This window comes from Nocardioides sp., assembly GCF_036374615.1.
In the GTDB taxonomy this organism is placed as follows: domain Bacteria; phylum Actinomycetota; class Actinomycetes; order Propionibacteriales; family Nocardioidaceae; genus Nocardioides.
In genome coordinates this window covers 1-22,864 of sequence record NZ_DASUTK010000016.1, presented here as the reverse complement: position 1 = coordinate 22,864, position 22,864 = coordinate 1, and the positions used below count along the sequence as shown (strand labels likewise).

At 71.6% G+C, this 22,864-nt stretch carries 28 protein-coding genes; 14 read left to right on the top strand and 14 right to left on the bottom strand.

Annotation, left to right across the window (positions count from 1 at the left end; translation table 11 throughout):
* Positions 1-175: 175 nt before the first annotated feature.
* Genes VFZ39_RS00890 through VFZ39_RS00880 form a run of 3 tightly spaced genes read right to left on the bottom strand, consistent with a single transcriptional unit; the run spans position 176 to position 2,165 of the window.
* Positions 176-784, bottom strand: a complete 609-nt coding sequence (locus VFZ39_RS00890) for a ferric reductase-like transmembrane domain-containing protein (RefSeq protein ID WP_330863831.1) — start codon at positions 782-784, stop codon at positions 176-178.
* Positions 781-1,731: an FAD:protein FMN transferase gene (locus tag VFZ39_RS00885; protein WP_330863830.1), complete on the bottom strand. Its 951-nt coding sequence runs from the start codon at positions 1,729-1,731 to the stop codon at positions 781-783. Before VFZ39_RS00885 ends, VFZ39_RS00890 begins: the two co-directional genes overlap by 4 nt.
* Complete coding sequence (locus VFZ39_RS00880; RefSeq protein ID WP_330863829.1) at positions 1,728-2,165, bottom strand: hypothetical protein; 438 nt, start codon at positions 2,163-2,165, stop codon at positions 1,728-1,730. Before VFZ39_RS00880 ends, VFZ39_RS00885 begins: the two co-directional genes overlap by 4 nt.
* 131 nt (positions 2,166-2,296) lie before the next feature.
* On the opposite strand from VFZ39_RS00880, the gene VFZ39_RS00875 reads away from it, so the two are divergent.
* A complete protein-coding gene (locus VFZ39_RS00875) occupies positions 2,297-2,785 on the top strand; it encodes a hypothetical protein (protein WP_330863828.1) in 489 nt (162 codons plus the stop codon).
* A gap of 5 nt (positions 2,786-2,790) precedes the next feature.
* Here VFZ39_RS00875 and VFZ39_RS00870 read toward each other — a convergent pair whose 3' ends face one another.
* Together VFZ39_RS00870 and VFZ39_RS00865 are read right to left on the bottom strand one after the other, a co-directional pair.
* Positions 2,791-4,059: a sensor histidine kinase gene (locus VFZ39_RS00870; protein ID WP_330863827.1), complete on the bottom strand. Its 1,269-nt coding sequence runs from the start codon at positions 4,057-4,059 to the stop codon at positions 2,791-2,793.
* 4 nt (positions 4,060-4,063) lie between these two features.
* On the bottom strand, positions 4,064-4,765 hold the full coding sequence (locus VFZ39_RS00865; protein WP_330863826.1) for a response regulator transcription factor: 702 nt from the start codon (positions 4,763-4,765) through the stop codon (positions 4,064-4,066).
* Between the two features lie 65 nt (positions 4,766-4,830).
* Between VFZ39_RS00865 and VFZ39_RS00860 the strand changes: the two genes are divergently transcribed.
* Both VFZ39_RS00860 and VFZ39_RS00855 read left to right on the top strand, forming a co-directional pair.
* On the top strand, positions 4,831-5,325 hold the full coding sequence (locus VFZ39_RS00860) for a hypothetical protein (RefSeq protein ID WP_330863825.1): 495 nt from the start codon (positions 4,831-4,833) through the stop codon (positions 5,323-5,325).
* A 110-nt stretch (positions 5,326-5,435) separates the two neighbouring features.
* Positions 5,436-6,257 (top strand): class I SAM-dependent methyltransferase, encoded by an 822-nt coding sequence (locus VFZ39_RS00855; RefSeq protein WP_330863824.1) that lies wholly within the window; start codon positions 5,436-5,438, stop codon positions 6,255-6,257.
* Between the two features lie 69 nt (positions 6,258-6,326).
* On the opposite strand, the gene VFZ39_RS00850 is transcribed toward VFZ39_RS00855, so the two are convergent.
* The gene (locus VFZ39_RS00850) at positions 6,327-7,865 is read right to left on the bottom strand and encodes an MXAN_6640 family putative metalloprotease (protein WP_330863823.1); all 1,539 of its coding nucleotides are present in this window, start codon (positions 7,863-7,865) and stop codon (positions 6,327-6,329) included.
* A 114-nt stretch (positions 7,866-7,979) separates the two neighbouring features.
* Positions 7,980-8,378 carry an adenylyltransferase/cytidyltransferase family protein gene (locus tag VFZ39_RS00845; protein ID WP_330863822.1) on the bottom strand — a complete coding sequence of 133 codons (399 nt, stop codon included), beginning with the start codon at positions 8,376-8,378 and terminating at the stop codon, positions 7,980-7,982.
* Positions 8,379-8,424: 46 nt separating this feature from the next.
* On the opposite strand from VFZ39_RS00845, the gene VFZ39_RS00840 reads away from it, so the two are divergent.
* From VFZ39_RS00840 to VFZ39_RS00830, 3 genes are all read left to right on the top strand, one after another.
* Complete coding sequence (locus VFZ39_RS00840; RefSeq protein WP_330863821.1) at positions 8,425-9,684, top strand: DUF445 domain-containing protein; 1,260 nt, start codon at positions 8,425-8,427, stop codon at positions 9,682-9,684.
* Entirely contained in the window at positions 9,681-9,929 is a 249-nt protein-coding gene (locus tag VFZ39_RS00835; RefSeq protein WP_330863820.1) for an RNA-binding S4 domain-containing protein, read from the top strand. The genes VFZ39_RS00840 and VFZ39_RS00835 overlap by 4 nt, the downstream gene beginning before the upstream one ends.
* Positions 9,930-10,012: 83 nt before the next feature.
* Positions 10,013-11,860, top strand: a complete 1,848-nt coding sequence (locus VFZ39_RS00830) for a bifunctional metallophosphatase/5'-nucleotidase (protein WP_330863819.1) — start codon at positions 10,013-10,015, stop codon at positions 11,858-11,860.
* Positions 11,861-11,930: 70 nt separating this feature from the next.
* Here VFZ39_RS00830 and VFZ39_RS00825 read toward each other — a convergent pair whose 3' ends face one another.
* The 3 genes from VFZ39_RS00825 to VFZ39_RS00815 all read right to left on the bottom strand — a co-directional run bounded on the left by VFZ39_RS00825 (position 11,931) and on the right by VFZ39_RS00815 (position 13,735).
* Positions 11,931-12,299, bottom strand: a complete 369-nt coding sequence (locus tag VFZ39_RS00825; protein WP_330863818.1) for an FKBP-type peptidyl-prolyl cis-trans isomerase — start codon at positions 12,297-12,299, stop codon at positions 11,931-11,933.
* A 28-nt stretch (positions 12,300-12,327) separates the two neighbouring features.
* On the bottom strand, positions 12,328-12,759 hold the full coding sequence (locus tag VFZ39_RS00820) for a CBS domain-containing protein (protein WP_330863817.1): 432 nt from the start codon (positions 12,757-12,759) through the stop codon (positions 12,328-12,330).
* Positions 12,760-12,874: 115 nt separating this feature from the next.
* Positions 12,875-13,735 carry an inositol monophosphatase family protein gene (locus VFZ39_RS00815; protein WP_330863816.1) on the bottom strand — a complete coding sequence of 287 codons (861 nt, stop codon included), beginning with the start codon at positions 13,733-13,735 and terminating at the stop codon, positions 12,875-12,877.
* 97 nt (positions 13,736-13,832) lie between these two features.
* Here VFZ39_RS00815 and VFZ39_RS00810 point away from each other — a divergent pair, with 97 nt between their 5' ends.
* Together VFZ39_RS00810 and VFZ39_RS00805 are read left to right on the top strand one after the other, a co-directional pair.
* Positions 13,833-14,276: a DUF2231 domain-containing protein gene (locus tag VFZ39_RS00810; protein ID WP_330863815.1), complete on the top strand. Its 444-nt coding sequence runs from the start codon at positions 13,833-13,835 to the stop codon at positions 14,274-14,276.
* 92 nt (positions 14,277-14,368) lie between these two features.
* Positions 14,369-14,830, top strand: coding sequence for a hypothetical protein (locus VFZ39_RS00805; RefSeq protein ID WP_330863814.1), 462 nt, complete (start codon positions 14,369-14,371; stop codon positions 14,828-14,830).
* A 16-nt stretch (positions 14,831-14,846) separates the two neighbouring features.
* Here the strand turns inward: VFZ39_RS00805 and rsgA are convergent, their stop codons facing one another.
* The 4 genes from rsgA to VFZ39_RS00785 form a co-directional block, all read right to left on the bottom strand.
* Complete coding sequence (gene rsgA / locus VFZ39_RS00800) at positions 14,847-15,836, bottom strand: ribosome small subunit-dependent GTPase A (protein ID WP_330863813.1); 990 nt, start codon at positions 15,834-15,836, stop codon at positions 14,847-14,849.
* Entirely contained in the window at positions 15,833-17,032 is a 1,200-nt protein-coding gene (gene aroA, locus VFZ39_RS00795) for a 3-phosphoshikimate 1-carboxyvinyltransferase (protein ID WP_414690247.1), read from the bottom strand. Before aroA ends, rsgA begins: the two co-directional genes overlap by 4 nt.
* Before the next feature lie 100 nt (positions 17,033-17,132).
* On the bottom strand, positions 17,133-17,663 hold the full coding sequence (locus VFZ39_RS00790; protein ID WP_330863811.1) for a DoxX family protein: 531 nt from the start codon (positions 17,661-17,663) through the stop codon (positions 17,133-17,135).
* Positions 17,664-17,727: 64 nt separating this feature from the next.
* A complete protein-coding gene (locus VFZ39_RS00785) occupies positions 17,728-19,323 on the bottom strand; it encodes a sigma-70 family RNA polymerase sigma factor (protein ID WP_330863810.1) in 1,596 nt (531 codons plus the stop codon).
* A 174-nt stretch (positions 19,324-19,497) separates the two neighbouring features.
* Between VFZ39_RS00785 and VFZ39_RS00780 the strand changes: the two genes are divergently transcribed.
* The 6 genes from VFZ39_RS00780 (at position 19,498) to VFZ39_RS19060 (ending at position 22,824) form a co-directional block, all read left to right on the top strand.
* Positions 19,498-20,256 carry a hypothetical protein gene (locus tag VFZ39_RS00780; protein WP_330863809.1) on the top strand — a complete coding sequence of 253 codons (759 nt, stop codon included), beginning with the start codon at positions 19,498-19,500 and terminating at the stop codon, positions 20,254-20,256.
* A gap of 32 nt (positions 20,257-20,288) precedes the next feature.
* Complete coding sequence (locus VFZ39_RS00775) at positions 20,289-21,044, top strand: SOS response-associated peptidase (protein WP_330863808.1); 756 nt, start codon at positions 20,289-20,291, stop codon at positions 21,042-21,044.
* Entirely contained in the window at positions 21,041-21,700 is a 660-nt protein-coding gene (locus tag VFZ39_RS00770; protein WP_330863807.1) for an alpha/beta family hydrolase, read from the top strand. The genes VFZ39_RS00775 and VFZ39_RS00770 overlap by 4 nt, the downstream gene beginning before the upstream one ends.
* Before the next feature lie 63 nt (positions 21,701-21,763).
* Positions 21,764-22,408 carry a sigma-70 family RNA polymerase sigma factor gene (locus VFZ39_RS00765; protein ID WP_330863806.1) on the top strand — a complete coding sequence of 215 codons (645 nt, stop codon included), beginning with the start codon at positions 21,764-21,766 and terminating at the stop codon, positions 22,406-22,408.
* On the top strand, positions 22,405-22,671 hold the full coding sequence (gene rsrA / locus VFZ39_RS00760; protein ID WP_330863805.1) for a mycothiol system anti-sigma-R factor: 267 nt from the start codon (positions 22,405-22,407) through the stop codon (positions 22,669-22,671). Before VFZ39_RS00765 ends, rsrA begins: the two co-directional genes overlap by 4 nt.
* A gap of 78 nt (positions 22,672-22,749) precedes the next feature.
* The gene (locus tag VFZ39_RS19060) at positions 22,750-22,824 is read left to right on the top strand and encodes a 50S ribosomal protein bL37 (RefSeq protein WP_376768484.1); all 75 of its coding nucleotides are present in this window, start codon (positions 22,750-22,752) and stop codon (positions 22,822-22,824) included.
* The last annotated feature ends 40 nt before the right edge of the window (positions 22,825-22,864 follow it).

Sequence of the window (22,864 nt, the reverse complement as noted above, 5' to 3'; positions counted from 1 at the left end):
CGGTCGGGAGCAGGGAGCGGCCCGTACTGGTCCCGGTGGGCCGACAACGACGGGCCGCGGTCGACGCCCGCCAGCAACGACGGTCCCGGCACGACCGTGAGCTCGGTCGCGGGGGGCACGGGGGAGAGAGGGCGGTCGTCGCGCGGGGCCGCCGCCGGCTGGATGAAGGTGGTCGTCACGGGAGCCTCCTGATCGGCATGGTCATGGCGTCGTCCTCGGCGCGGGAGCGGGCCGCCCGGTCGTCGAGCGCGGTGCTCTCGAGCAACGCGCGGGCCAGTCGCCAGGTCCCGGCCGTCGTCACCGCCGCGACGCAGCCCACGGTGACGGGCCACCACCGATCGGCGAGGTCGGTGCCCATGCCGACGCCGTGCAGGACCGACGTGAGCCACAGCAGGTAGACGGACTGGTGCAGCGAGTACCAGGTGCGCCGCCGCAGCCGGTGCCGCAGCAGGCTCGAGACGGTGACGACCAGCAGCAGCTGGACCGCGGTCGCGCCGAGACCCAGCCACAGCCGTTCGTACCGACCGGTGAACGGGACCAGCGCGTGCCACCAGCGGATGTCGACGAACTCGTCCACGACCGCCGCCACCACGTGGGCCGTCACGGTCACGACGGCGATCAGGGCGACGTTGCGGTGCACGGACTGCAGGACGAACCGGGGGATCCGGGTGCCGGGCCGGCCACCCGTTGCTAGGACGCCGAGCACGGTCGCGGCGGTGAGCAGGACCAGTCCCACGACCCCGCTGCTGCGGTTCAGGTACCAGAGGAGGGGGCCTTCGGTCATGACGCCCACCGGCCTGCGACCTCGGCCTGGTGGGGCCAGCCTCCGGTCCTCTCGACCTCTCCGGCAGAGTCGACCAGTCGGGCCGCCACCTCACGCTCGGCGAGCCACCTGGGTGCGTCGTCCCCGAGGACAACGGCCGCGGTCGCGGCGGTGTTGGCCGCCACGCACGACGGGCCGGTGGCCGTCACGGTCCGCCAGCGAGTGCTGGTGGGTCCACCCGTCCGCGGGTCGAGCAGGTGGTGGCGGACGACGCCGCGGTGGCTCCAGCGCCGCACCCGGGTGCTGGACGTCGCGAGCCCGCCGGCCTCGATGGCGACCATCTGCTGGAGCGGGCCGTCCGGCGCCTCGGAGATCGCGACCTGCCAGGGCCGGCCGTCGGGTGCAGCGACGCGGACGTCGCCGCCCAGGCTCACCAGGGCCGGTTCGCCGAGCTCCTCCTCGATCGCGGTCCCGATCAGGTCGGCTGCCCAGGCCTTCCCGGTGGAGCCGAGGTCGAGCGCGCTCCGAGCGGGGAGTCGGATCGCGCCGGCGGGGTCGGTCCGGATCTCGCGCCACGCGGCCAGCGGCGGTGCTTCCATCGCCGGTCCGTCGCCCGGGAGGAGCGTCGCGACCGGTCGCGGCAGGAGCCGGAAGTCCCGGTCGTACCCCAGCTGCACCAGGGTCCGGCCCAGCAGCGGGTTCACCAGGCCACCCGTGGTCGCGGCAGCGGCGCACGCGACGTCGACCGCCGCCACGAGGAGCGGGTCGACCGCGACCCAGCGCCCGGCCGCGGCGTTGGCACGACTCAGGTCGGAGTCACTGCGGAACCGGCTGCACGTCGCGTCGACGTCGGCGACCACCGCTTCCGCCAGCACGGTGGCGGCGCGCAACCCGGCTGGCCGGCGAACGGCCAGGAAGAGATAGCTGCCGAGGGCCTCGAGCCGCACGTGGGTCCGCACGGCGGTCACGACCCGCTGCTCGGTGCGGCCGGTGCGGAGGAGCCCGACGAGCCGGAGGAACCGGACGAGCCGGAGCCCGACGAACCCGAGCCGGAGGAGCCCGAGGGGCCCGATGGCGACGAGGACGACGTCGAGGCGACGTTGGTGACCGGGCCACCGGGCGCGGGTGCCGCCGGGGCGCTGACCGCACCGCGGACGTACCGCACGGTGACCCGCGTGACGTAGGGGCGCTGCCGCAGCGTGCGTCCCCGATCCGCCCGTCGAGCCACTGCGGGCTCGGTCGGGACGTCGACAGCCGTCGCGGCGGCCTGCTCAGCCGCGAAGTCCGCCGCTGCAGCCCCGGCCAGCCACCCGGTCGTCGTGAGGGCTCCCACGGCGCTGAGGCCGGTGACGGCCGTGACGGAGAGACGCGCCCGGTCGCGGTCCTTGCTCGTGTAGGTCATGGTCGCCAGCGTGGGGGCGGCCGGGGCAACCGCGCGTCATCGCACCGTCAAGAGGTGGTCAAGAGGCACCTTGAGACTCTCTTGACGCTGCGACGAGGCGCGCACAACGCCGGCTGGCGTCCACTGTGGGCATGAGCATCCTCAGTGCACTCGCCGTCACCGCCGCGGTGGCCGCCGGCACCGCCGGCGCCGTCACCGCCTACCAGCTCGCCTCGCCGGAGCCTGCGTCGGCACCCGAGATCGCGACGACCGCCCAGGACTCCGGTGCCGACCGTCCCGGGTTCGCCCCCTGCACGAAGCCCGCCCGGCTGAAGGACGGACGGTGCGTGAGGAACCTGACTCGGACCGTGGTCCTTCCCGGGGCCTCGCCTGCCGCACCGGGTGGCCCTGCAGCACCCCGTCAAGGTGGCGCGGTGACCTCCGATCGCAGCGACGACGCCCGCCGGGACCTCGACGACGACGAGCTCGTGGTGGTCTCGGACGACGACTTCGACGACTTCGACGACGACGGGACCCACACCCGGACCAGGACCCGCGGCGCCACCGGCACTCACACCAGCACCGGCGGCACCGGCACCAGCACCCGGACTCGGACGGGACACTCGGGCACGAGCGGCTGACCGTGTCAGCCCGGGACCAGCGGGAGGACCACCTCGACCCGGGTGCCCCCGCCGGGCCGAGGCCCCAGCGACAGCCGACCGCCGGCGGCCTCGGCCGTGCGCCGGGCGATGTCCAGCCCGAGTCCGGTGCTGCCCGGCCGCTGCTCGTCCCGGGCCATCGGACCCGCGCCGTCGTCCTCCACCCGGAGCCGGACGTCGGCGCCCTGCCGCTCGAGGAGCACCGCGAAACCGGTCGGCTCGGACGTGTGCGCGAAGACGTTGTCGATCAGGACGTCGACCAGATCGATCAGGTCCTCGGTCGCCAGGGAGACCATCAGCGGTCCGTCGTCGAGCACCACCCGGGTCGGGCGCCCCTGGTCCTCCGCGAGCGCCTGCCAGTGGTCGGCACGGTCCCGGACCGTGGGAAGCGCGTCGGTCCGGGCCGGCAGGTCGGTCCGCACCGGCCGACGAGCCTCGCGCACGATCGCATCGATCGTCCGCTGGAGCACCCCGATGTGGTCCTGGAGCCGGCTCGCGAGGCCGGGTTCGGGCACCGCCTCCGCGTCGAGGCGTAGCGCCGTGACCGGGGTCCGCAACCGGTGGGACAGGTCGGCGACCGCCAGCCGCTCCTCGACCAGCAGCTCGGTGGTGCGCTCGGCCAGCCCGTTCAGCGCCCGCGCGAGCTCCTCGGTCTCCTCGGTGCCCCGGACGTCGGCGCGCGCGGCCAGGTCGCCCTCGCGGAGCCGGTGGGCGACCCCGGCGACCTCGTGCAACGGCTCGCTGATCCGCCGACCCAGCCGGGACGCGACCGTCGCCCCGATCGCCAGCAGTGCGACGCCGAGCCCGATCAGCCCGAGCCAGGCGGCCGTCACGCCTCGGCGCAGGTCGTCGGCGGTCACGCTGGAGCGCACGACCGCCGTGCCCTCGCCGGTGACCACGGGAAGCAGGACCCGTCCGCCTGCGTCGTCCACGACGGTGAAGGCCTCGCCTCGGGCCGCCCGGCGCACCTCGGAGTCCGTGGGCGGGACGTCGAGCGGTCCGACGACCGTCCCGGTCGCCGTGAGCACGCCGGTCCGGGCCACCCCGCGCGGGTCCAGTCCCTCCACCACCTCCGTGAGCTGCTGCTCGTTCCTGATCCGGGTCACCAGGATCGCCACGCTCCGCGCCTCCTGGTCCGCCGCCGTCATGGCCCGGTCCTGGGCGATCGTCCGCACGAGCAGGCACAGCGGTACGACGAAGGACACCACCACGACGGACGTGGTGGCGATGACCAACCAGAAGATGCGGCGGCGCACGACCTCAGGCCTGCTCGTCGGCGCCGGGGTCGACCAGCCGCACACCCACCCCGCGCACGCTGTGCAGGAAGCGCGGCTCGGCTGCGGTCTCGCCCAGTTTGCGGCGCAGCCACGACAGGTGCACGTCGACGGTCCGGTCCGACCCGCCGTACGCATCTCGCCACACCTCGGCGAGGAGCTCGCGTTTCGTGACGACCTCGCCCGGCCGCGAGGCCAGCGCGAGCAACAGGTCGAACTCCTTGCGCGCCAGCTCGAGCGGCTCGCCGGCGAGCGTCGCGGTCCGGGCCCGCTCGTCGATCACCAGCTCTCCCACGCGCACCGGTGGGACCGGGCCGCCGGACGCGCCTGCTCGGCGCAGCACGGCCCGGATCCGCGCCGCCAGCTGGTCGGTACCGAACGGCTTGACGACGTAGTCGTCGGCACCGGTATCGAGTGCCCGGATCATCGTGGGGTCGTCGTCCTGCGCCGTGATCACGATGATCGGTACGTGCGCCGCGGCGGCGCGGATCATCGAGATCAGCGCCAGGCCGTCGACGTCCGGGAGCCCGAGGTCGAGGAGCACGACGTCGGCTCCGGTGTTGATCAGGAGCTCCAGCCCGGCCAGGCCGGTCGCGGCGGTCGCGACCGCGTAGCCGCGCTCGTCGAGGCCGCGTCGGCAGGCGCTGCGGATGGCCTCGTCGTCCTCGACCACGAGGATGCTCGTCATGCCACGCACGCTAGCCCGCGCGGTGTCGCGGTGTCCGTGCGACGTCCCGGTGCGAGGATGACGCCATGACAGCCCGACCGGTCGTCGCCCTGTGGGTCGTCGGCTGGGTCGTGGTCGCGGTGGCCGGCGCCACGCTCGCCTGGGGCGTCATCTCCCGAGCCGGCGGCGGGGTCTCCGGCGGTCTCGACACCGTCTCCGAGCCGCCCGGCGTCGCCCGAACGCCCACCGACACCGCTACGGACACCGCCACCGGCAGAACCAGGTCACCGTCTCCGACCACGGCGGCCCCCTCGCCGTCCTCCGGCGACGGCGGATCGACCGAGACACCGGTCAGCCGCACCTGGCAGGGACAGGCGGGTGTCGTGAGTGCGTCGTGCCGTGGCGGGGCCATCACCCTCGACAGCGCCATCGCCTACAGCGGCTACCTGCTGGAGAGGGACGACGTCGGGCCGGACCGGGTGCGGGTCGAGTTCGAGACCGACGACTCACGAATCCGGGTCGAGGCGGAGTGCGTGGACGGAGAGCCGGTCTTCAGCGAGGACCGAAGCGGGGAGGGGTAAGCCTCCGGCGACGGCAGGCCGGAACCGTTCCCCGTGCGGAAGGTTCGGGGAAGGCCGTGCCTCCACTCTGGTGACCGTCACAGACACACCAGAGAACGAGGAGCACCACCATGACCATCGACACCCAGCTCGACGCGGATCGCGAGCTCAAGGCCAAGCACCGCGCGATGTGGGCGCTGGGCGACTACCACGCCGTGGCCCGCGACGTCATCTCGGCCACCGGGCCCGCGCTCGTCCGTGCCGCGGGCATTACCGGCGACCAGCGCGTCCTCGACGTGGCAGCCGGTTCCGGCAACGCGTCCGTCCCGGCGGCCCGGACCGGCGCCTCCGTCGTGGCGTCGGACCTGACGCCCGAGCTACTCGAGGAGGGCCGGCACGCGCACCCGGACGTGGACATCACCTGGGAGGTCGGCGACGCCGAGGCCCTCCCGTACGGCGACGGCTCGTTCGACGCCGTCATCTCGTGCGTGGGCGTGATGTTCGCTCCCCACCACCAGCAGGCCGCGGACGAGCTCGTCCGGGTGACCCGCCGCGGGGGCACGATCGCGAACCTCAGCTGGACACCGGCCGGATTCATCGGCCAGATGTTCGCCACCATGAAGCCGTTCGCCCCGGCCCCGCCTCCCGGAGCCCAGCCGCCGCCGCTCTGGGGCGACGCCACCCACGTCCGGACCCTGCTCGGTGACCGGGTCACGAACGTGACCGAGACGGTCGAGGAGCTCACGGTCGACGCGTTCACCTCGGCCCGGGAGCTGGTCGACTTCTTCAAGGCGTGCTACGGCCCGACGATCGCGGTGTTCCGCTCGTTGGGCGACGACGCCGAGAAGGTGGCGGCGCTCGACGCCGCACTCGTCGACCTCGCCGCTCGTTTTGGTGCGGACTCCGGCACGCTCAGGTGGGAGTACCTGATCGTCACCGCCGTCCGGGCCTGACCCGACGCGGGTGACGGTGCCGCCGGCGCGGCACCGTCACCTGCCTCTCCAGCAGCGCGACCGGTGCCGTCAGCGCCGGGTGACGACGCGGAGGCGAAGTCTGAACGCACGGTTGTCGTCGCGCGGGGTGCCGCTGCAGGAGTAGGTGACGTCGTTGCCGCGGCAGTCGAACCTGGTCGACGCGTTCGAGAGCACCAGCCACACCCGCCGGGTCTGTCGGCGGTTGAACGGGACCACCTTCGAGCCCTTGCCCCTCTTGTTCAGCCGGACCGGCAGCTTCGTGATCTTGCCCGAGCGCTGCTGCCAGACGACGGTGGCCATCGGGTCGGTCCTGCGGGCTGGGCCGTCGATCCGCACCCGCAGCTTGAACTTCCGCTTGCCGAGGCTCTTCTCGGGCGTCACCCGGATGTCGTGGCTGGACAGGTGATCGATCACCAGCGTGCCGGACGTGCCTTCACCGCGACCGAGGGCGCCGTGGCTGACCAGCGCGGGCCTCGGCCAGTGCAGGCCCTCGGGGTAGGAGCGGGCCGGGGTGAGGTTGGCGGCCGAGAACTGCGCGAATACCTTCGCGAACGGCGCCTTGCGCGGCAGCACCCGCTGGACGGCGCTGGTCGAGTAGGTCTTGCCGTCGCCTCTGAAGTGACCCGCCTGGTTCCAGATCCGCCTGACGATCCGGTTGCCGAACCGCTCGGTCAGGTACTCGAAGAACACCCAGTTGCCGTACTGGACCACCGAGTCGGTCTTGAACGTGTCCAGCGCGACCCAGGTGCGGACCAGCTGGCCGCGGGGCAGGTACTGCCGGTTGTCGTTGACGCCGTCGGCGTACCGCTCCTCGATCCAGGTGGCGGTGGCCTCCATCAGCCAGGGATCCTCGAGGTAGTCGTAGGCGAACTGAACGGTGTGGAAGAACTCGTGGGCCGCGGTGACCTTGAGGGTGTTGATCGGTCGGCCGCCGAACTCCGAGCGCGAGAAGTCGTTGTCGAGGACGCAGAAGCCCGAGGCCAGCCGTTTGAAACCTGGCTTGGTGACCTCGGGGGCGCAGTAGCCGTAGAGGCCCTGGCTCCCGACATCGGCGAGGTAGACGTCGAGCTTGCCGTTGCCGCCGCGGCGGCCGTCCCGCACCGGACGGCGGTAGCCCAGGGCGCTGACCTCCGTGCGCCACACCTGCTTCACGACCCTCAGGGACCGGTTGACCCAGCGTTCGCTCGGCGGTGCGTCGGAGGTGGTGGGCACCCAGTGGATGCAGATCCTCTTCGCACAACGACGGCGTGAGTCGACGGTGTAGCCATCGCCGTACGGATCGTTGGCGCCCTGCGTCGGCCGGGCCAGGATCCGGCGGGCCGCGGCGCGGTCGGTTCCGGAGAGGCGGGGCAGCGTGGCGAACAGGTCACGCAGCGCGAGCGTCGCCTCCGGGCGGCGAGTGCCGGTGACCTCACCGTCGAGCGCCGCCTCGGCGCGGTCGAGCACCTGCTCGGGGGTGGGTGCCTCCGGCTCCGACGGGACCACCTCGGGCGACTCGATCTGCAGGTCCGAGTCGGCGTACGCCGAGATGGTGCCGGTGGCGGCCAGGGCCAGGGCCAGGGCGGCGGCGGCGACGGTGCGACGCAAGGTTCTCCTCCAGTTCGAGACAGGCGACTGCGTGAGGTCGCCGTGCCGATGTGGGCAGCCCGCTCTGCGCCGGGCCGAGCCTAGCCTCGGGTGGCCGCGCGCACACGGAAGCTCTCAGCCCGTCGCGGAGATCTTCTCGATCAGCGCGGTGGTCGAGATCGCGGGGGTGCGGGGGAGGTAGACCACCTCGCAGATGTCCTCGAACTCGTCGAACCGGCCCCGCCAGTCGTCCCCCATGACGAGCACATCGGCGTCGTACCGCTCGATGTAGTCACGCTTGAGCTCCAGGCTCTCCTCGATGAAGACCTCGTCGACCGGCTTGAGCGCGGCGACGATCGCCAGCCGCTCGCCCTCGCTGAAGACCGGCTCGCGGCCCTTCTTGCGCAGGTTGAGCGCGTCGGCGGAGACCCCCACCACCAACCGGTCACCGAGGGCGGCCGCGCGCTCGATGACGCGCAGGTGCCCGACGTGGAAGACGTCGAACGTCCCGAAGGTGATGACAGTGCGCGGCATCCCGGCATTCTGGCAGCCGCCCATGAGTAGGGAACAATCGAGCGCGATGAGCGCCGTCACGATGATCACACCCAACCCGGCCGCCGACGAGGCGCGTCGGCAGGGGCTACGCCGGATGCGCACCGTCGCCGTCGGGCTGCTCCTCTTCGCGGCAGTGGTGTACGTGCTGACGCGTGACCAGGACGGCTTCCTGGGGTTCGTCAACGCCGGGGCGGAAGCCTCGATGGTGGGTGCGATCGCCGACTGGTTCGCGGTCACCGCCCTCTTCAAGCATCCGCTCGGGATCCCGATCCCGCACACGGCGCTGATCCCCAAGCGCAAGGACGACCTCGGCCGGAGCCTCGAGGAGTTCTTCGGGGAGAACTTCCTCCAGGAGGCGATCATCCGCGAGCGGGTGGCCGCCGCCACCATCTCGCACCGGATCGGGGTCTGGGCGGCGCAGCCCGACAACGCCCGTCGGGTGGTCGACGAGGTCGCGGAGGTCGCGACCATCGGACTGTCGAAGGTCGGGGACCGGCAGATCGCCGAGCTCGTGGAGTCCGTGCTGGTGCCCCGCTTCCGCGCGGAGCCGATCGCTCCGCTGCTCGGGTCGTTCGTGGTGGAAGTGGTGAAGGACGACCTGCACCACGGCCTGGTCGACCTGGCCCTCACGGAGCTGCACGACTGGCTGGTCGCGAACCCCGACACCGTGCGCGCGGTGCTGACCGAACGTGCCCCGTGGTGGGCGCCCGACCGGCTCAACGAGGCCGTCACCACCCGGATCCACGCCGAGACGGTCCGCTGGGTGGCGGACATCCGCGACGACCCGCTCCACCGCGCGCGCGAGGCGCTGGACTCGATGCTCGCGCAGCTCGGCCAGGACCTGCTGTTCGACCCCGAGACCCAGGCACGGGCGGAGGGGCTGAAGAACCGGCTGCTCGACCACCCGCAGTTCACCACAACCGGGATCTCGCTGTGGAACGCGCTGCGCAACGCACTGCTGTCGGCCCTGCGCGACCCGAGCGGTGAGCTGCGTCGCCGGTTGCAGGCCGAGCTGGTGTCCTTCGCCGAGCGGCTCACCGTCGACGAGGGGCTTCGTCGCCGGCTCGACGGGGTGGCCGCGGACGCTGCGGTGTTCGTCGTCGACCGGTACGGCGCCGAGCTCACCACCGTCATCACCTCCACGATCGAGCGTTGGGACGGGCGGGAGGCGGCCCGTCGGATCGAGCTGCACGTGGGTCGTGACCTGCAGTTCATCCGGATCAACGGCACCATCGTCGGCGGGCTGGTCGGAGTCCTCATCCATGCCGGGACGGTCCTGTTGTGAGCACGCCTGTCGACGTACCGATCCGGGACGAGTCCATCCGGCTCGGCCAGTTCCTCAAGCTGGCCAACCTGGTGGAGTCGGGCTCCGATGCGAAGCCCGCGGTCCAGCAGGGGCTGGTGAGGGTGAACGGCGAGGTGGAGACCCGGCGGGGGCGGCAGCTGCAGAGGGGCGACGTGGTGGAGCTCGGTGGCCTCGCGGCACGTGTCGCCGACGAGGGCGAGCTGTCCGACGACCTGCCCTGGTGACTGCTCGTCACCTCTTTGGGTCTGGCCGGTGGGCTCGGAGCGGGTTACGGTGCGCCCGAGAACCTCTCCTCGAAGGGATTGCCATGCAGCTCAGCTCACGTCGGACCCGCTCAGGCGCGGTCGCAGCCCTGGCGGCCACCGCACTGGTCGCCGGGTGCCTGACCGCAGCCTCGGCCTCCGTGGTCGAAGGGCCGGACGCCAAGCGCGTCTACCAGGCCAAGGCCAAGCCCACGGCCAAGGACAAGGTGGTCAAGCTCGACCTCCTCGCCTTCAACGACTTCCACGGCCAGCTCGAGGTCGTGCCCTCGACCAGCTCGAGCGGTCGGATCAACAACACCCCCGCCGGGGGTGCTGCCTATCTCGCCGCGCTCCTGGACGAGGAGCGGAGCAAGTCTCGGGCGGCAGGCGCCACCCCGATCACGGTCGCCGCGGGCGACCTGATCGGGGCCAGTCCGCTGCTCTCGGCTGCGTTCCACGACGAGCCGACGATCGAGGCCATGAACATGATGGGGCTGCAGGTCGCCTCCGTCGGCAACCACGAGTTCGACGAGGGGTGGCGTGAGCTGCAGCGGATGCAGAACGGCGGCTGCCTTGACGACGGCGACGGGGAGAACGGCGCCGACTCGTGCCCCGGCGGCAAGTCGTTCGATGGAGCCGACTTCACCTACCTCGGTGCCAACGTCGTGTGGAAGGACCCCAGCACGCAGGAGAGCCCGACCCCGTTCCCGGGTGTCAAGGTGATGGAGGTCCAGAAGGAGAAGGTCGCGTTCATCGGGATGACCCTCGAGGCGACCGACACGATCGTGTCGCCTGCGGGGATCCAGGAGATCGACTTCGCCGACGAAGTCGAGACGGCGAACGCGCTGGTGCCTGGGCTGCAGAAGCGCGGCATCAAGTCGATCATCGTCCTGCTGCACGAGGGCGTGCAGCCCGCCGACCCCACGGCGTACAACGACTGCACCGGCGTCTCCGGACCGGGCCTGGAGATCGCGCAGAACCTGAGCCCGGCCATCGATGCGGTCGTCAGCGGCCACACGCACCAGCCCTACAACTGCGTGGTGGACGACCCGAACGGCAACCCGCGACTCCTCACGAGCGCGGCTTCGTTGGGCCGGATCGTCAGCAAGCTGCACTTCCTGATCAACGCCAAGAGCGGTGACATCGTGCGGCCGGCGGCGTTCGCCCACAACACGATCGTCGAGAACGCACCCGGCGAGCCCACCCACCAGGGCATCCTCGACCTGATCGACCTCTACACCGAGCTCGTGGCACCGATCCGCGACGAGGTCATCGGCCATATCGACCCCGGCACCTCGATCACCCGCACCCCGGACGCCAACGGCGGCGACTCGCCCCTGGGCAACCTGATCGCGGACGCCCAGAAGGCCGACACCACCATCGACGACAACGGTGCACCGGTGATCGCGCTGATGAACCCGGGCGGCATCCGGGCCGACCTGGTGGAGAACGCAGCCGGCGACATCACCTACGGGGCGGCCTTCTCGGTGCAGCCGTTCAACAACCTGGTGGCGTCGATCGACCTCACCGGGGCCGAGATCAAGGCGATCCTCGAGCAGCAGTGGAACGGGGGCAACGAGGGCACCAACCGGAAGATCCTGCAGGTGTCCGGCCTGTCCTACACCTGGGACCTCTCCGCCGCGCTGGAGTCAGGAGCCTCAGCGATCGTCGGTGACGTCCTCGTCGACGACGACGGTGACCCGAGCACCGCCATGGTGCCTCTGGTCGACGGTGACTCCTACCGAGTCGTGGCGAACAACTTCATCGTCGACGGCGGTGACAACTTCACCGGCTTCTCGGCCGGTGAGAACCGGATTACCGGTGGTCTCGACATCGACTCGCTGGTCACCTACCTGAGGGCCAACGACCCGGTGGCACCGACGCCAACTGACCGGATCTCGCAGCAGCCCTGATCCGGGGTAGCACGACGACGGGGCCGGCGCCTTGGCGCCGGCCCCGTTGCCGTCCGTGCTCCGTCGGACCTCAGCCGACGTCGACGAGGTCCACCATGAAGATCAATGTCTCGCCCGGCTTGATCACCCCACCGGCGCCGCGGTCGCCGTACCCGAGGTGCGGCGGGATCACGAGCTGGCGGCGTCCGCCGACCTTCATGCCCTGCACGCCCTGGTCCCAGCCGGTGATCACCTGGCCCACCCCGAGCCGGAACTGCAGCGGCGTGCCTCGGTTGTACGACGCGTCGAACTCCTCGCCGGTCGAGTGGGCTACGCCGACGTAGTGGACCGACACGTTCGAGCCGGCGGTGGCCTCGGCACCGTCACCCTCCGTGACGTCGGTGACGACCAGGTCGCTGGGCGGCTCGGGGTCGAAGAACTCGATCTCAGGCTTCTCCATGCCCCCACCGTAGTGGGGCGGCGTGGGGCTAGGAATGGTGCACGTAGTTGTCGAGCTGGTCGCGCTCGAACTGGAGCTGGTCGATCCGGTGCTTCACGACGTCGCCGATCGACACGATGCCGACCAGAGCGCCGTCCTCGACGACCGGTACGTGCCGGATCCGTCGGTCGGTCATCACTTTCATCAGGTCGTCGAGCAGGACGTCGGGCTCGCAGGTCTCGACGTCGGTGGTCATGATCGCGCCCACGGTGTTGTTGATGACCGTGCCGTCGTGGTGGAGACGGCGCACGACGTCACGCTCGCTGACGATGCCCTCGACGGTCGTGCCGTCGCTGCTGACGATGAGCGCGCCCACGTTGTGGTCGGCGAGCAGCGCGATCAGGTCGCGCACCCCGGCGTCCGGCGTGATGGTCACGACTTCCTGGCTCGGCTTGGCGCCGAGTACGTCGCCGATGCGCATCAGGTACCTCCGTCTTGGTGTTGCGAGCGCGTGTGTCCAAACGTGTCCGTCCAAATTAGCCCTGCGCCAAGGGTGTGAACAGGTCCGCCACACGGTGAGACGTCGGACCGTTACCTCAGCCGTCGCGCCGGCGCAGCTCCGAGACCGAGCCGGGACCGCGCGGCCGGGAGTCCGGGTCGTTGTCGTCGTCGGGGAGCGCGCCGAGGAACGCGAGGGCCGCCTCGTGCAGGTGACCGTTCGAGGCGAGTGCGTTCCCGCCGAAGGGGCCGTCGGTCCCGTCCAGCGAGGAGAACCGGCCGCCCGCCTCGCGCACGATCACGTCGCACGCCGCCATGTCGTGGAGCTTGAGCTCGGGCTCGGCAGCGATGTCGACAGCGCCCTCGGCGAGCAGCATGTAGGACCAGAAGTCGCCGTAGGCCCGGGTGCGCCAGCATCGTCGGGAGAGAGACAGGAAGTCCTCGAGCCGATCGCGCTCGTCCCAGCCGTGGAGCGACGAGAAGGAGAGCGACGCGTCCTCGAGGCGGCGTACGTCGGACACGGTGCAGCGGGTGGCCTTGAGCAGCGACCGGCCGGTCCAGGTGCCGTTGCCGACGCTGGCCCACCAGCGGCGCTGCAGCATGGGTGCCGACGCGACGCCGAGCACGGGCTCGTCGTCGACCACCAGGGCGATCAAGGTGGCCCAGACCGGGACCCCGCGGACGAAGTTCTTGGTGCCGTCGATCGGGTCGATCACCCAGCGCCGTTGGCTGTGGCCGGTGGAGCCGTGCTCCTCGCCGGTCACCGCGTCCCGCGACCGCACCCGCGACAGAGTCCGGCGCAGGCCCTCCTCGACCGCGGTGTCCGCGTCGGTGACCGGCGTGAGGTCCGGCTTGCTCATCACGTGCAGGTCGAGCGCCTTGAACCGCGCCGTCGTCAGCGAGTCGGCGTCGTCGGCCAGCACGTGGGCCAGCCGCAGGTCGTCGGTGTAGTCGGCCACGGGCCTCACCCTATTCTCACCCGCGGCGCGACGACCCGGACGCGACGGTGGGTGCGTTGCGCGTTCATCTCGGATCCGTCTCCACTACCGTCACGTCATGGAGATCGGTGGGCTGCCGCTGCATCCGCTCGTCATCCACGCCGCGGTGGTCTTCGCTCCGCTCGCCGCCCTCTGCGCGGTCGGCTATGCCGTCGCAAGCGGGCTGCGTGACCGGCTTCGCTGGCCGATGGTGGCACTGGCGGTGGTCGCCACCGGCGCCGTCGTCGCGGCGTACCTCACGGGCCGCGATCTTCTCGAGAGCCGCCCAGCTCTCGGCACGAAGCCGCTCGTCGGCACCCACGAGGACCGCGCCTCGCTGCTGCTGTGGGTCGCGCTCGGCTTCGGCACCGTCGCGCTGGTGGCCGGGTGGCTGCACGCGCGCGCCGGCGCCGTCTCGGTGGTGCTGCGGGTGGCGCTGGCCGTCGCCGCCGTCGCGCTCCTCGTCCAGGTGGTGCGTACCGGCGACGCCGGGACGCGGGCCGTGTGGGGGGTGCTGGGCTAGCGGGCTACCGGCACCGGACTGCGCATTTTGTCGGCTCCGCGAGTCTGCTGAAACCACCACGGGACCGGCAGTCCGAGCACTACGGTTCGCACATGGAAATCGTCGGGGTCCCGGTGCACACCGTGCTGGCGTACGCCGCCGCGGCGCTGGGACCGATCGGCGCCCTGACCGCGCTCTGGTACGCCGTCCGCCCCGAGCGCCGTCACGTCTGGCGCTACCCGATGATGGTCACCGCCACGCTGGGCGCCGCTGCCATCCTGGGCGCCTTCGTCACCGGTGAGCAGCTGCTCACCGATCGTCCCGACCTGAGCGTCGACGCGAGCGTCGCCGCCCACCAGGAGTACGCCGAGCGGCTGGTGCTGCCGGCGATCGGCTTCTGGGTGATGTCGATGCTCACCGGCTGGCTGAACCCGCGGACCGGTGCCCTCCGCCTCGCGCTGCCCCTGCTGCTGTCCGGCTTCGCGGTCGTGGTGCTGGTGCTCGTCGTGCTGGCCGGGGACACCGAGGCCCGGTCGATATGGGAGAGCATGCGCGACCAGGTCACGGGCGGGTAGCTCCCTGCGACGGCCGCTAGTACTCCGGCGCGCTCCGCGCCGCGAGCAGCCGGCGGAAGGACTCCACCCGCACCGGGTCGGCCTCGCCGCGGAGGACCGCCTCGTCGAGCCCGCACTCGGGCTCGTCCGCGCCGTGGGTGCAGCCGCGCGGGCAGTCCTCGGTCATCTCGTCGAGGTCGGGGAAGGCCTCGATCAGGTCCTCCGGCTGCACGTGGGCGAGCCCGAAGGAGCGGATGCCGGGTGTGTCGATGATCCAGCCGGCACCATCGGGCAGTGCCAGCATCAGGGCCGACGTCGACGTGTGGCGACCACGCCCGGTGACCGCGTTGACGTGCCCGATCTCGCGATGCGCGTGCGGCACGAGGGCGTTCACGAGGGTCGACTTGCCGACGCCGCTGTGACCGACGAGCACGCTTGTGCGGCCCTGGAGCGCGCCCTGCAGCTCCGCCAGGTCGCCCCCCTTGCGCGTGACCACCCAGGGCACCCCCAGCGAGCGGTAGGTCGAGAGCAGCGTCTCCGGGTCGGCCAGGTCGGACTTCGTGAGGCACAGCAGCGGTCGCATCTTCGCGTCGTACGCCGCGACCAGGGCTCGGTCGATCAACCGTGGCCGCGGCTCAGGGTCGGCCAACGCGGTGACGACCACCAGCTGGTCGGCGTTCGCGACCACCACGCGCTCCACCGGGTCGTCGTCGTCGGCCGTGCGCCGGAGCACGGTCGTGCGCTCGGAGACCTCGACGATTCGCGCGAGGCTGCCCTCGGTCCCGGAGACGTCGCCGACCACCCGGACCCGGTCACCGACCACGACGCCCTTGCGACCCAGCGGTCGTGCCTTCATCGCGGTCACCGTGACGCCGTCCACCAACAGCGTGAACCGGCCACGGTCGACGGTCATGACCGTGCCGTCCCGTGCGTCGTCGTACGTGGGCCGCTCCTTGGTGCGCGGCCGGGTGTGACGGCGCGGCCGTTCGTAGTGCTCGTGGTCGTGCTCGGTGTACCGACCGGTCACAGCAGCGCCGCCCAGACGTCGGCGAAGTCGGGGAACGTCTTGCTGGTCGTGGCGATGTCCTCGACGAGCACGCCGTCCACGGCGGCACCGACGATGACACCCGCCTGGGCCATCCGGTGGTCGGCGTAGGTGCGGAACACACCACCGTGCAGGGTCGCCGGCCGGAAGGACAGGCCGTCGGCGCGTTCGATGACGTCGGCGCCGAGGCCACCGAGCTCACGCGCCAGCGCGGCCAGCCGATCGGTCTCGTGCCCGCGGATGTGGCCGATCCCGCGCAGGTGCGAGGGCGAGCCGGCCAGCGCCGCGAGCGCGGCCACCGCCGGTGTCAGCTCACCCACGTCGTGCAGGTCGAGGTCGACGCCCGCGAGGCCGTCGCCGCCGCGGACGCGCAGCCCCTCGCCGGTGAGCTCCACGGAGCACCCCATCAACGTGAGGATCTCGCGCAACGCGTCACCGGCCTGGGTCGTCGAGCGTGGCCAGTCGCGGACCGTCACCTCCCCGCCGGTGACCGCCGCGAGCGCGAGGAACGGCGCCGCGTTGGAGAGGTCGGGCTCGATCGTGCGGTCGAGCGCCTTGATCGGCCCGGGCGCGACGGCCCAGCGGTTGACGCTCGCGTCGTCGACCTCCACGCCGTGCTCGCGCAGCATGGCGACGGTCATCTCGATGTGGGGGAGCGACGGCACCGGCTTGCCGGCGTGACGAACGTCGACGCCCTCGTCGAACCGGGCGGCGGCGATCAGCAGCGCCGAGACGAACTGTGAGGATGCCGAGGCGTCGACGACCACGGTCCCGCCCCGGACCGAGCCTCCACCGCGCACCGTGAACGGGAGCGAGCCGCCCTCGACCTGCACCCCGAGGGTGCGGAGGGCTTCGAGCACCGGGCCTACGGGTCGCTGGCGCATGTGGGGGTCGCCGTCGAAGCCGACCGGTCCGGTCGCCAGCGCCGCCACCGGAGGGAGGAAGCGCATCACGGTGCCCGCCAGGCCGCAGTCGACCTCGGTCGGGCCCGACAGCGGTCCAGGGCTGAGCGCCCACTCGGCGTCGTCACCGTCGATGGAGCACCCGAGCCCGCGCAGCCCCTCACGCATCAGGGCGGTGTCACGCGACATCAGTGGACGGCGTACGACGCTGGGCGCCTCGGCGAGCGAGCCGAGCACCAACGCGCGGTTGGTCTGCGACTTGCTGCCCGGGAGCATCACCGTCGCTGACACCGGTCCGGTGGCGCGCGGCGCCGGCCAGAGGTCGGCGGTCCGGGCGCTGGTGCTCACCCGGGAAGGGTATCGAGGCCGAAGCCGGCTACGAGATCTGCGCAGCGGCGAGCTTGGCCTCACGGCGGGCGGTGGCGGCTAGGTGGCGGGCCTCGCGGCGGGCGTCCTTGGCCGCCCGTCGGGCGCGCCAGGCGAGCCCGGGCCTGCCCTCGGTGTCCACGCCCGCGATCATGAGCCCGCCGAGCATGGAGACGTTCTTGAAGAAGTGGATCCGCTGGTTGCTGCGTGCCGCGGGGTCGTCCTCCTCCCAGTACCGGTGACCCGCGAGAGTGGTCGGCACGAGTGTGGCCGCCAGCACGGCCGCGGAGAGGCGAGGGGCTCGACCCGTGGCGAGGGTGAAGCCCGCGCCGATCTGGGCTGCTGCGTTGACTCGGATCAACGTGACCGGGTTCTCGGGCATGGACACCTGCGGGACCGCCTTCTCCGCGAGCGGAGCGAGCCGCTGCGTCACCGGCTTGGCCTTCGCAGCGAGCGCCGGGGCGTTGCGCAGCGCGTTGACACCACCCACGAGGAACATCGAGGCGAGCATCGGCCGGGCCAGGAGTCGCGTCATCGTCATGCGTCCTTCCTACACGATCCCGGCCGTGCGGACGAAGGCGTGGCGGGCTGCTTTCCGACCGAGGTCAGGCGTTGCCCGCGATACCGACGGTGACGGAGTTGTTCGCGGCGTTCGTGTCGGTGCCCTCGGCGAGGGTCACGGTGAAGGTGATCGAGCCGGGGGCGGGGCTCTGGGCGCCGAACACGAAGACCGTGGCGGAGTCACTGACACCGCACGTGAAGGCCGTCGGGGACTGCCGCCGGCAGGCGCCGTCTCCGCGCTGGCTGCTGAGCGAGACGGCCCCGGTGGCCTCCGCAGACAGGCTGCCCGTCATGCCGGCAGGGACCCCGGTCACGGTGACCGTGATCCGGGTCGACGCTCCCTTGCCCGGTTCCGAGGAGGCGCTCAGCGCCACGTCGTACGTCACCGGCTGGGGCTCCTCCGCCTGAGGCTCCTCCGGCTGCTGGCCCGCGGGCTCCTGGGTTCCTCCCACGCCGGTCGGGTCGTCGGTGCTGCTGTCCGGTGCGCTGTCGCCGGCGGCAGCGGGAGTCTCCGTGGCGTCACCCGCGCCGGCCGACCGGGGCCCGTCGGACCCCTGTCGTGTGCCGGCCTGCCGTCGGGCAGGCTCACGGTCGTCCCGTTCGCGGCGGACCACCCGGTCACGCTGGACCGCCTGCGGCTTCGTGGCGGAAGGCTGGTCCTCGTCGACGGACTCGCGGAGGACCGGCGGGTCACCGGCCAGCTGCAGCTCGGGGCCGTTTCCGGTGATCATCACGCCTCCGACCACGACGGTCGCGGCGACGCCCGCCGCCGCGGTGCTCGCGACCGCCTTGCCGATCACCACGTCCTTGGCCCGGTCGAGCATCGCGATCACCGCGCCCCCGACGCCGACGGAGCCGGTGGTCGCGAGGTAGCCCGCTCCGGCCGCTCCCAGCACGATCGGCGCGAGCCAGGCGGCGAGGTTGGAGTTGACCTCGGTGAGCTCGAGGTAGATCGCCATGCAGGGGCGGCACTCGTCGAGGTGCGCCTCGACCTTCGCCACGTCGCGGCGCGAGGTTCCCCCGCGCAGGTAGCCGCCGATGTTCTGCCGCACCCACTCGCAGGTGTCGTCGTCGAGGGTCTCGACGTGCATGGTCAGGAACGCCTGTCGCAGCCCCTCGCGAGCGCGGTAGGCCAGCGCCGCGACCGAGTTGGCGCTCATCCCGAGCAGCGGGGCGACGTCGGCCGGCTTCTGACCCTCGACCGAGGTGTGCCACAGCACCATCTGCCACCGCTCGGGGAGCGAGGCGAAGGCCCGGGCTGCGGCGGCGTTCTCGAATCCTTCGATGACCGTGTCGTGGAACGGCACGCCGGGGTCGAACGGCGTCAGGTCGTCGGTCGTGTGGAGCCGCGCGGCACCCCGCACCTTGTCGATGTGGAGTCGCCGGACCGCCGTGAGGAGATAGGCCCGGAAGGCGAGGTCGGGACCCTCGCCGCGCTGGAGCACCGTCAGCACCTTCGCGAACGCCTCGGAGACGAGGTCGTCGGCATCCGATCCGGGCACGAGCTGGCGGGCCAGCCGTCGGGCGGCGTCCACGTGCCGCTCGAAGAGCAGCCCGTACGCGTCGTTGTCGCCGCCGCGCACCGCAGCGATCAGCTCGGCGTCGCCGGGCCCTTCGATGCGCTGCAGGGTGCTGGTCATGACACGTCCGACGAACTGGTAGGGCGAGAGGCCTCGATGGTAGTCCGAGAAGCCGGGCGAGTTCGCAAAAATCGGCATCCGCCGCGAAATCTCGGTTCCGGCCCGCGTCATGGCTCCCCGGGACACCCGTCTCTTGGACATTGGAAAGAGTCGCTGCGGACGACCGGAGGGAACGTGGGCAACTTCTGGACCGGGTCGCTCGGCTCTGCCCGGGTGCGGTCCGGGGCGAGGGCCGCGACCTCGGAGCGGCACGAGCAGGTACCGGCCCGGTTCGAGGCGACAGGGGAGGCCCTCGCCTCGGATCCGGACGTTGTGGCCGGCCGACCCGGCCCCGCCCTCCTCGACGCCTGCGTGTACGCCGGCATGGAGCTCGGCCGTGACGGAGTGCCCCTCGAGGACGCCCTCGACGGGCTGCGGGCGACCAACCTCGCCGTGCTCGGCAGCGAGCCGTCGTACCCGGTGGTGCGGGCGATGGCCTCCGGCTGGAGCGAGGCGACCTTGGGCTACCTGCACCAGCTGACCTGCGAGGACCCGCTCACCGGGCTCGCGAGCCTTCCACATCTGCGTAGTCGAATCTCGGAGGTCTACCGCGACCAGGGCATCGGCGCCCCCCCGGTCCGTACGAGCCATGCCCTGGTCGTGGTCGACACCGTGGATCCTCCGCAGGAGCAGGACGTGTTCGCCGCTGCGCTGCGGATCGCCCGGCTGGCTGAGACGTTGCGGACCGTGTTCGCCGGCGGCGACACACTGGGGCGGGTAGGACGCGAGCGGATCGCGGTCCTGATCCGTCGTGACGAGGGGTTGCCACGACGGCTCGGCCTGGTCCGGAACCTGCTGTCCGGTGTGGTGCCCCCGCCTCGGGTCTGGGTGGAGTCGCTGCCCGGGGACGACGACGCGGCCGCCGCCCTCCTGGACGAGCTCGCGCGCGCCTGATCCTCGTCACCGGTCGCGTCTACGCTGACCCCATGTGCGGTCGCTACGCATCGAGCCGGAAGCCCGAGGACCTGATCGAGGAGTTCGAGGTCGTCGACCCGCGCCTCGAGAAGCCGCTGGCGCCCGACTACAACGTCGCGCCGACCAAGGAGGTCTACGCGGTGATGGAGCGGCCGCCCTCCAAGGACTCCGAGGAGCCGGCCCAGCGGCAGCTCCGGACCCTGCGGTGGGGCTTGATCCCGTCGTGGGCGAAGGACCCCTCGATCGGAAACCGGATGATCAACGCACGGATGGAGACTGTGGCGGAGAAGCCGTCGTTCCGGCGTGCTTTCGCGTCCCGGCGTTGCCTGCTTCCTGCCGACGGCTACTTCGAGTGGTACCCCACGTCCCAGAAGACCAAGGCGGGCAAGCCCGCGAAGCAGCCGTTCTTCATCCGTCCCAAGGACGGCGGCATCCTCGCGATGGCCGGGCTCTACGAGATCTGGCGTGACCCGACCCGCGACGATGACGACCCGGAGCGATTCCGGTGGACCTGCACCGTCTTGACCACCCAGGCCGAGGACGCCGTCGGGCACATCCACGACCGGATGCCGCTGATGGTGGAGTCGGACCGGTGGGCGGCATGGCTCGATCCGGCTGCGTCCTCCAAGGACGACTTGCTCGGACTGCTGGTGCCGGCGGCCCCCGGGCAGCTCGAGGCGTTCCCGGTCGCCACGCTGGTGAGCAACGTCCGCAACAACGGCCCGGAGCTGGTCGAGCCGATCCCGCTGGAGGACGCGCTCTCGTGACCGTCGTCCCGGGACACGAGTCCCGCTTCCCCACACCCCACGGCGAGGCCCGAACGGTCACGGCCCGCGCGCACCGACCGTTGGCGACGCTGCTGCTCAGTCACGGCGCGGGTGGGGGCATCAACACGCGCGACCTGGTGGCGCTGGCCGAGGCGCTGCCGCGCAACGGCGTGACGGTCGTCTGCTTCGAGCAGCCGTGGGTGCTGGCCGGCCGCAAGGTCGCGACCGCTCCGCCCACGCTCGACGAGGGCCTGCGTGCCGCGGCCCGGCGGCTGCGCACCCGGACCCCGCTCATCGTGGGCGGCCGGTCAGCCGGTGCTCGCTCCGCCGCCCGTTGCGCCCGCGAGCTCGGCGCAGCGGGCTGCCTGGCGCTGGCGTTCCCGCTGCACCCACCCGGCAAGCCGGAGAAGAGCCGGCTCGACGAGCTGCTCGGCGCCGGCGTACCCACGCTGGTCGTGCAGGGTGAGCGGGACTCGTTCGGCACTCCCGAGGAGTTCCCCGAGGGCACCGACCTGTGCGTGATCCCAGGGGCCGACCACGGCTTCCGGGTCCCGAAAGCAGGGCCGGTGACGCCCGAGGAGGCGATGGGGATCGTGGTCGAAGCCACGCTCGAGTGGATCGTTCGCGAGGTGGTCGGGGAATCCTCCAGAGCCTGACCGTGTTGTGCCGGTGTGCTCGCGATGCTGGAACGTTCTGGGCCCGGACTAGTCTGGGACACGATGACGGACTTCCTGAACGACGACGCGACCCCCGAGGTCGACGTCGCGACCGAGACCGACGACGAGCGGGCGGCGCGCTTCGAGCGTGACGCGCTCCCGTTCCTCGACCAGCTCTACGCCGGCGCGATGAGGATGACCCGCAACCCCGCCGACGCCGAGGACCTGGTTCAGGAGACGTTCGCGAAGGCGTACTCCTCGTTCCACCAGTTCAAGCCCGGCACGAATCTCAAGGCCTGGCTGTACCGGATCCTCACGAACACCTTCATCAACAACTACCGCAAGAAGCAGCGCCAGCCGCAGCAGTCGATGGCCGAGGACGTCGAGGACTGGCAGCTCGCACGAGCGGAGTCGCACACCTCGGGCGGGCTCAAGTCCGCGGAGACCGAGGCCCTCGAGCGGCTCCCCGACAGCCAGGTCAAGGACGCGTTGCAGCGGTTGCCGGAGGAGTTCCGGCTGGCCGTGTACCTCGCGGACGTCGAGGGCTTCGCCTACAAGGAGATCGCGGAGATCATGGACACCCCGATCGGAACGGTCATGTCGCGGTTGCACCGCGGCCGCCGTCAGCTGCGTGACATGCTCTCGGACTATGTTCGTGCCAACGACCTGTTGCCGGTCGGCACCACATCGGGGGAGGGCAAGTCGTGAGCCACGAGCACAGCAGCGACGACTGCGCCGACTTCCTCGAACGGATCGTCTACTTCCTCGACAACGAGCTCGACGAGGCCGACTGCTCGGCCGTGCAGCACCACCTCGACGAGTGCGGGCCGTGCCTGGAGAGGTACGACCTTCAGCGCACCGTCAAGGCGGTCGTGCACCGGTCCTGCGCCTCGGAGCACGCGCCGAGCGACCTGCGGCAGCGAGTGATGGTGCAGATCCGCGCGGTCCAGGTCCGGATCACCGACACCTGAGCGTGATCACCAGCCTCGATTACCGCCGCCGGCATCGCGTTTGAGAGACTGGCGCGACACCAGACCTGGGAGGACCGCATGGGTAAGACCGGCCGCAAGCGCCGTTCGCGCCGCAAGAAGGCTGCGAACCACGGCAAGCGCCCCAACAGCTGACGCCACAACGATCGTCGAGTCGGGGCTCCGTGCCCCCCCA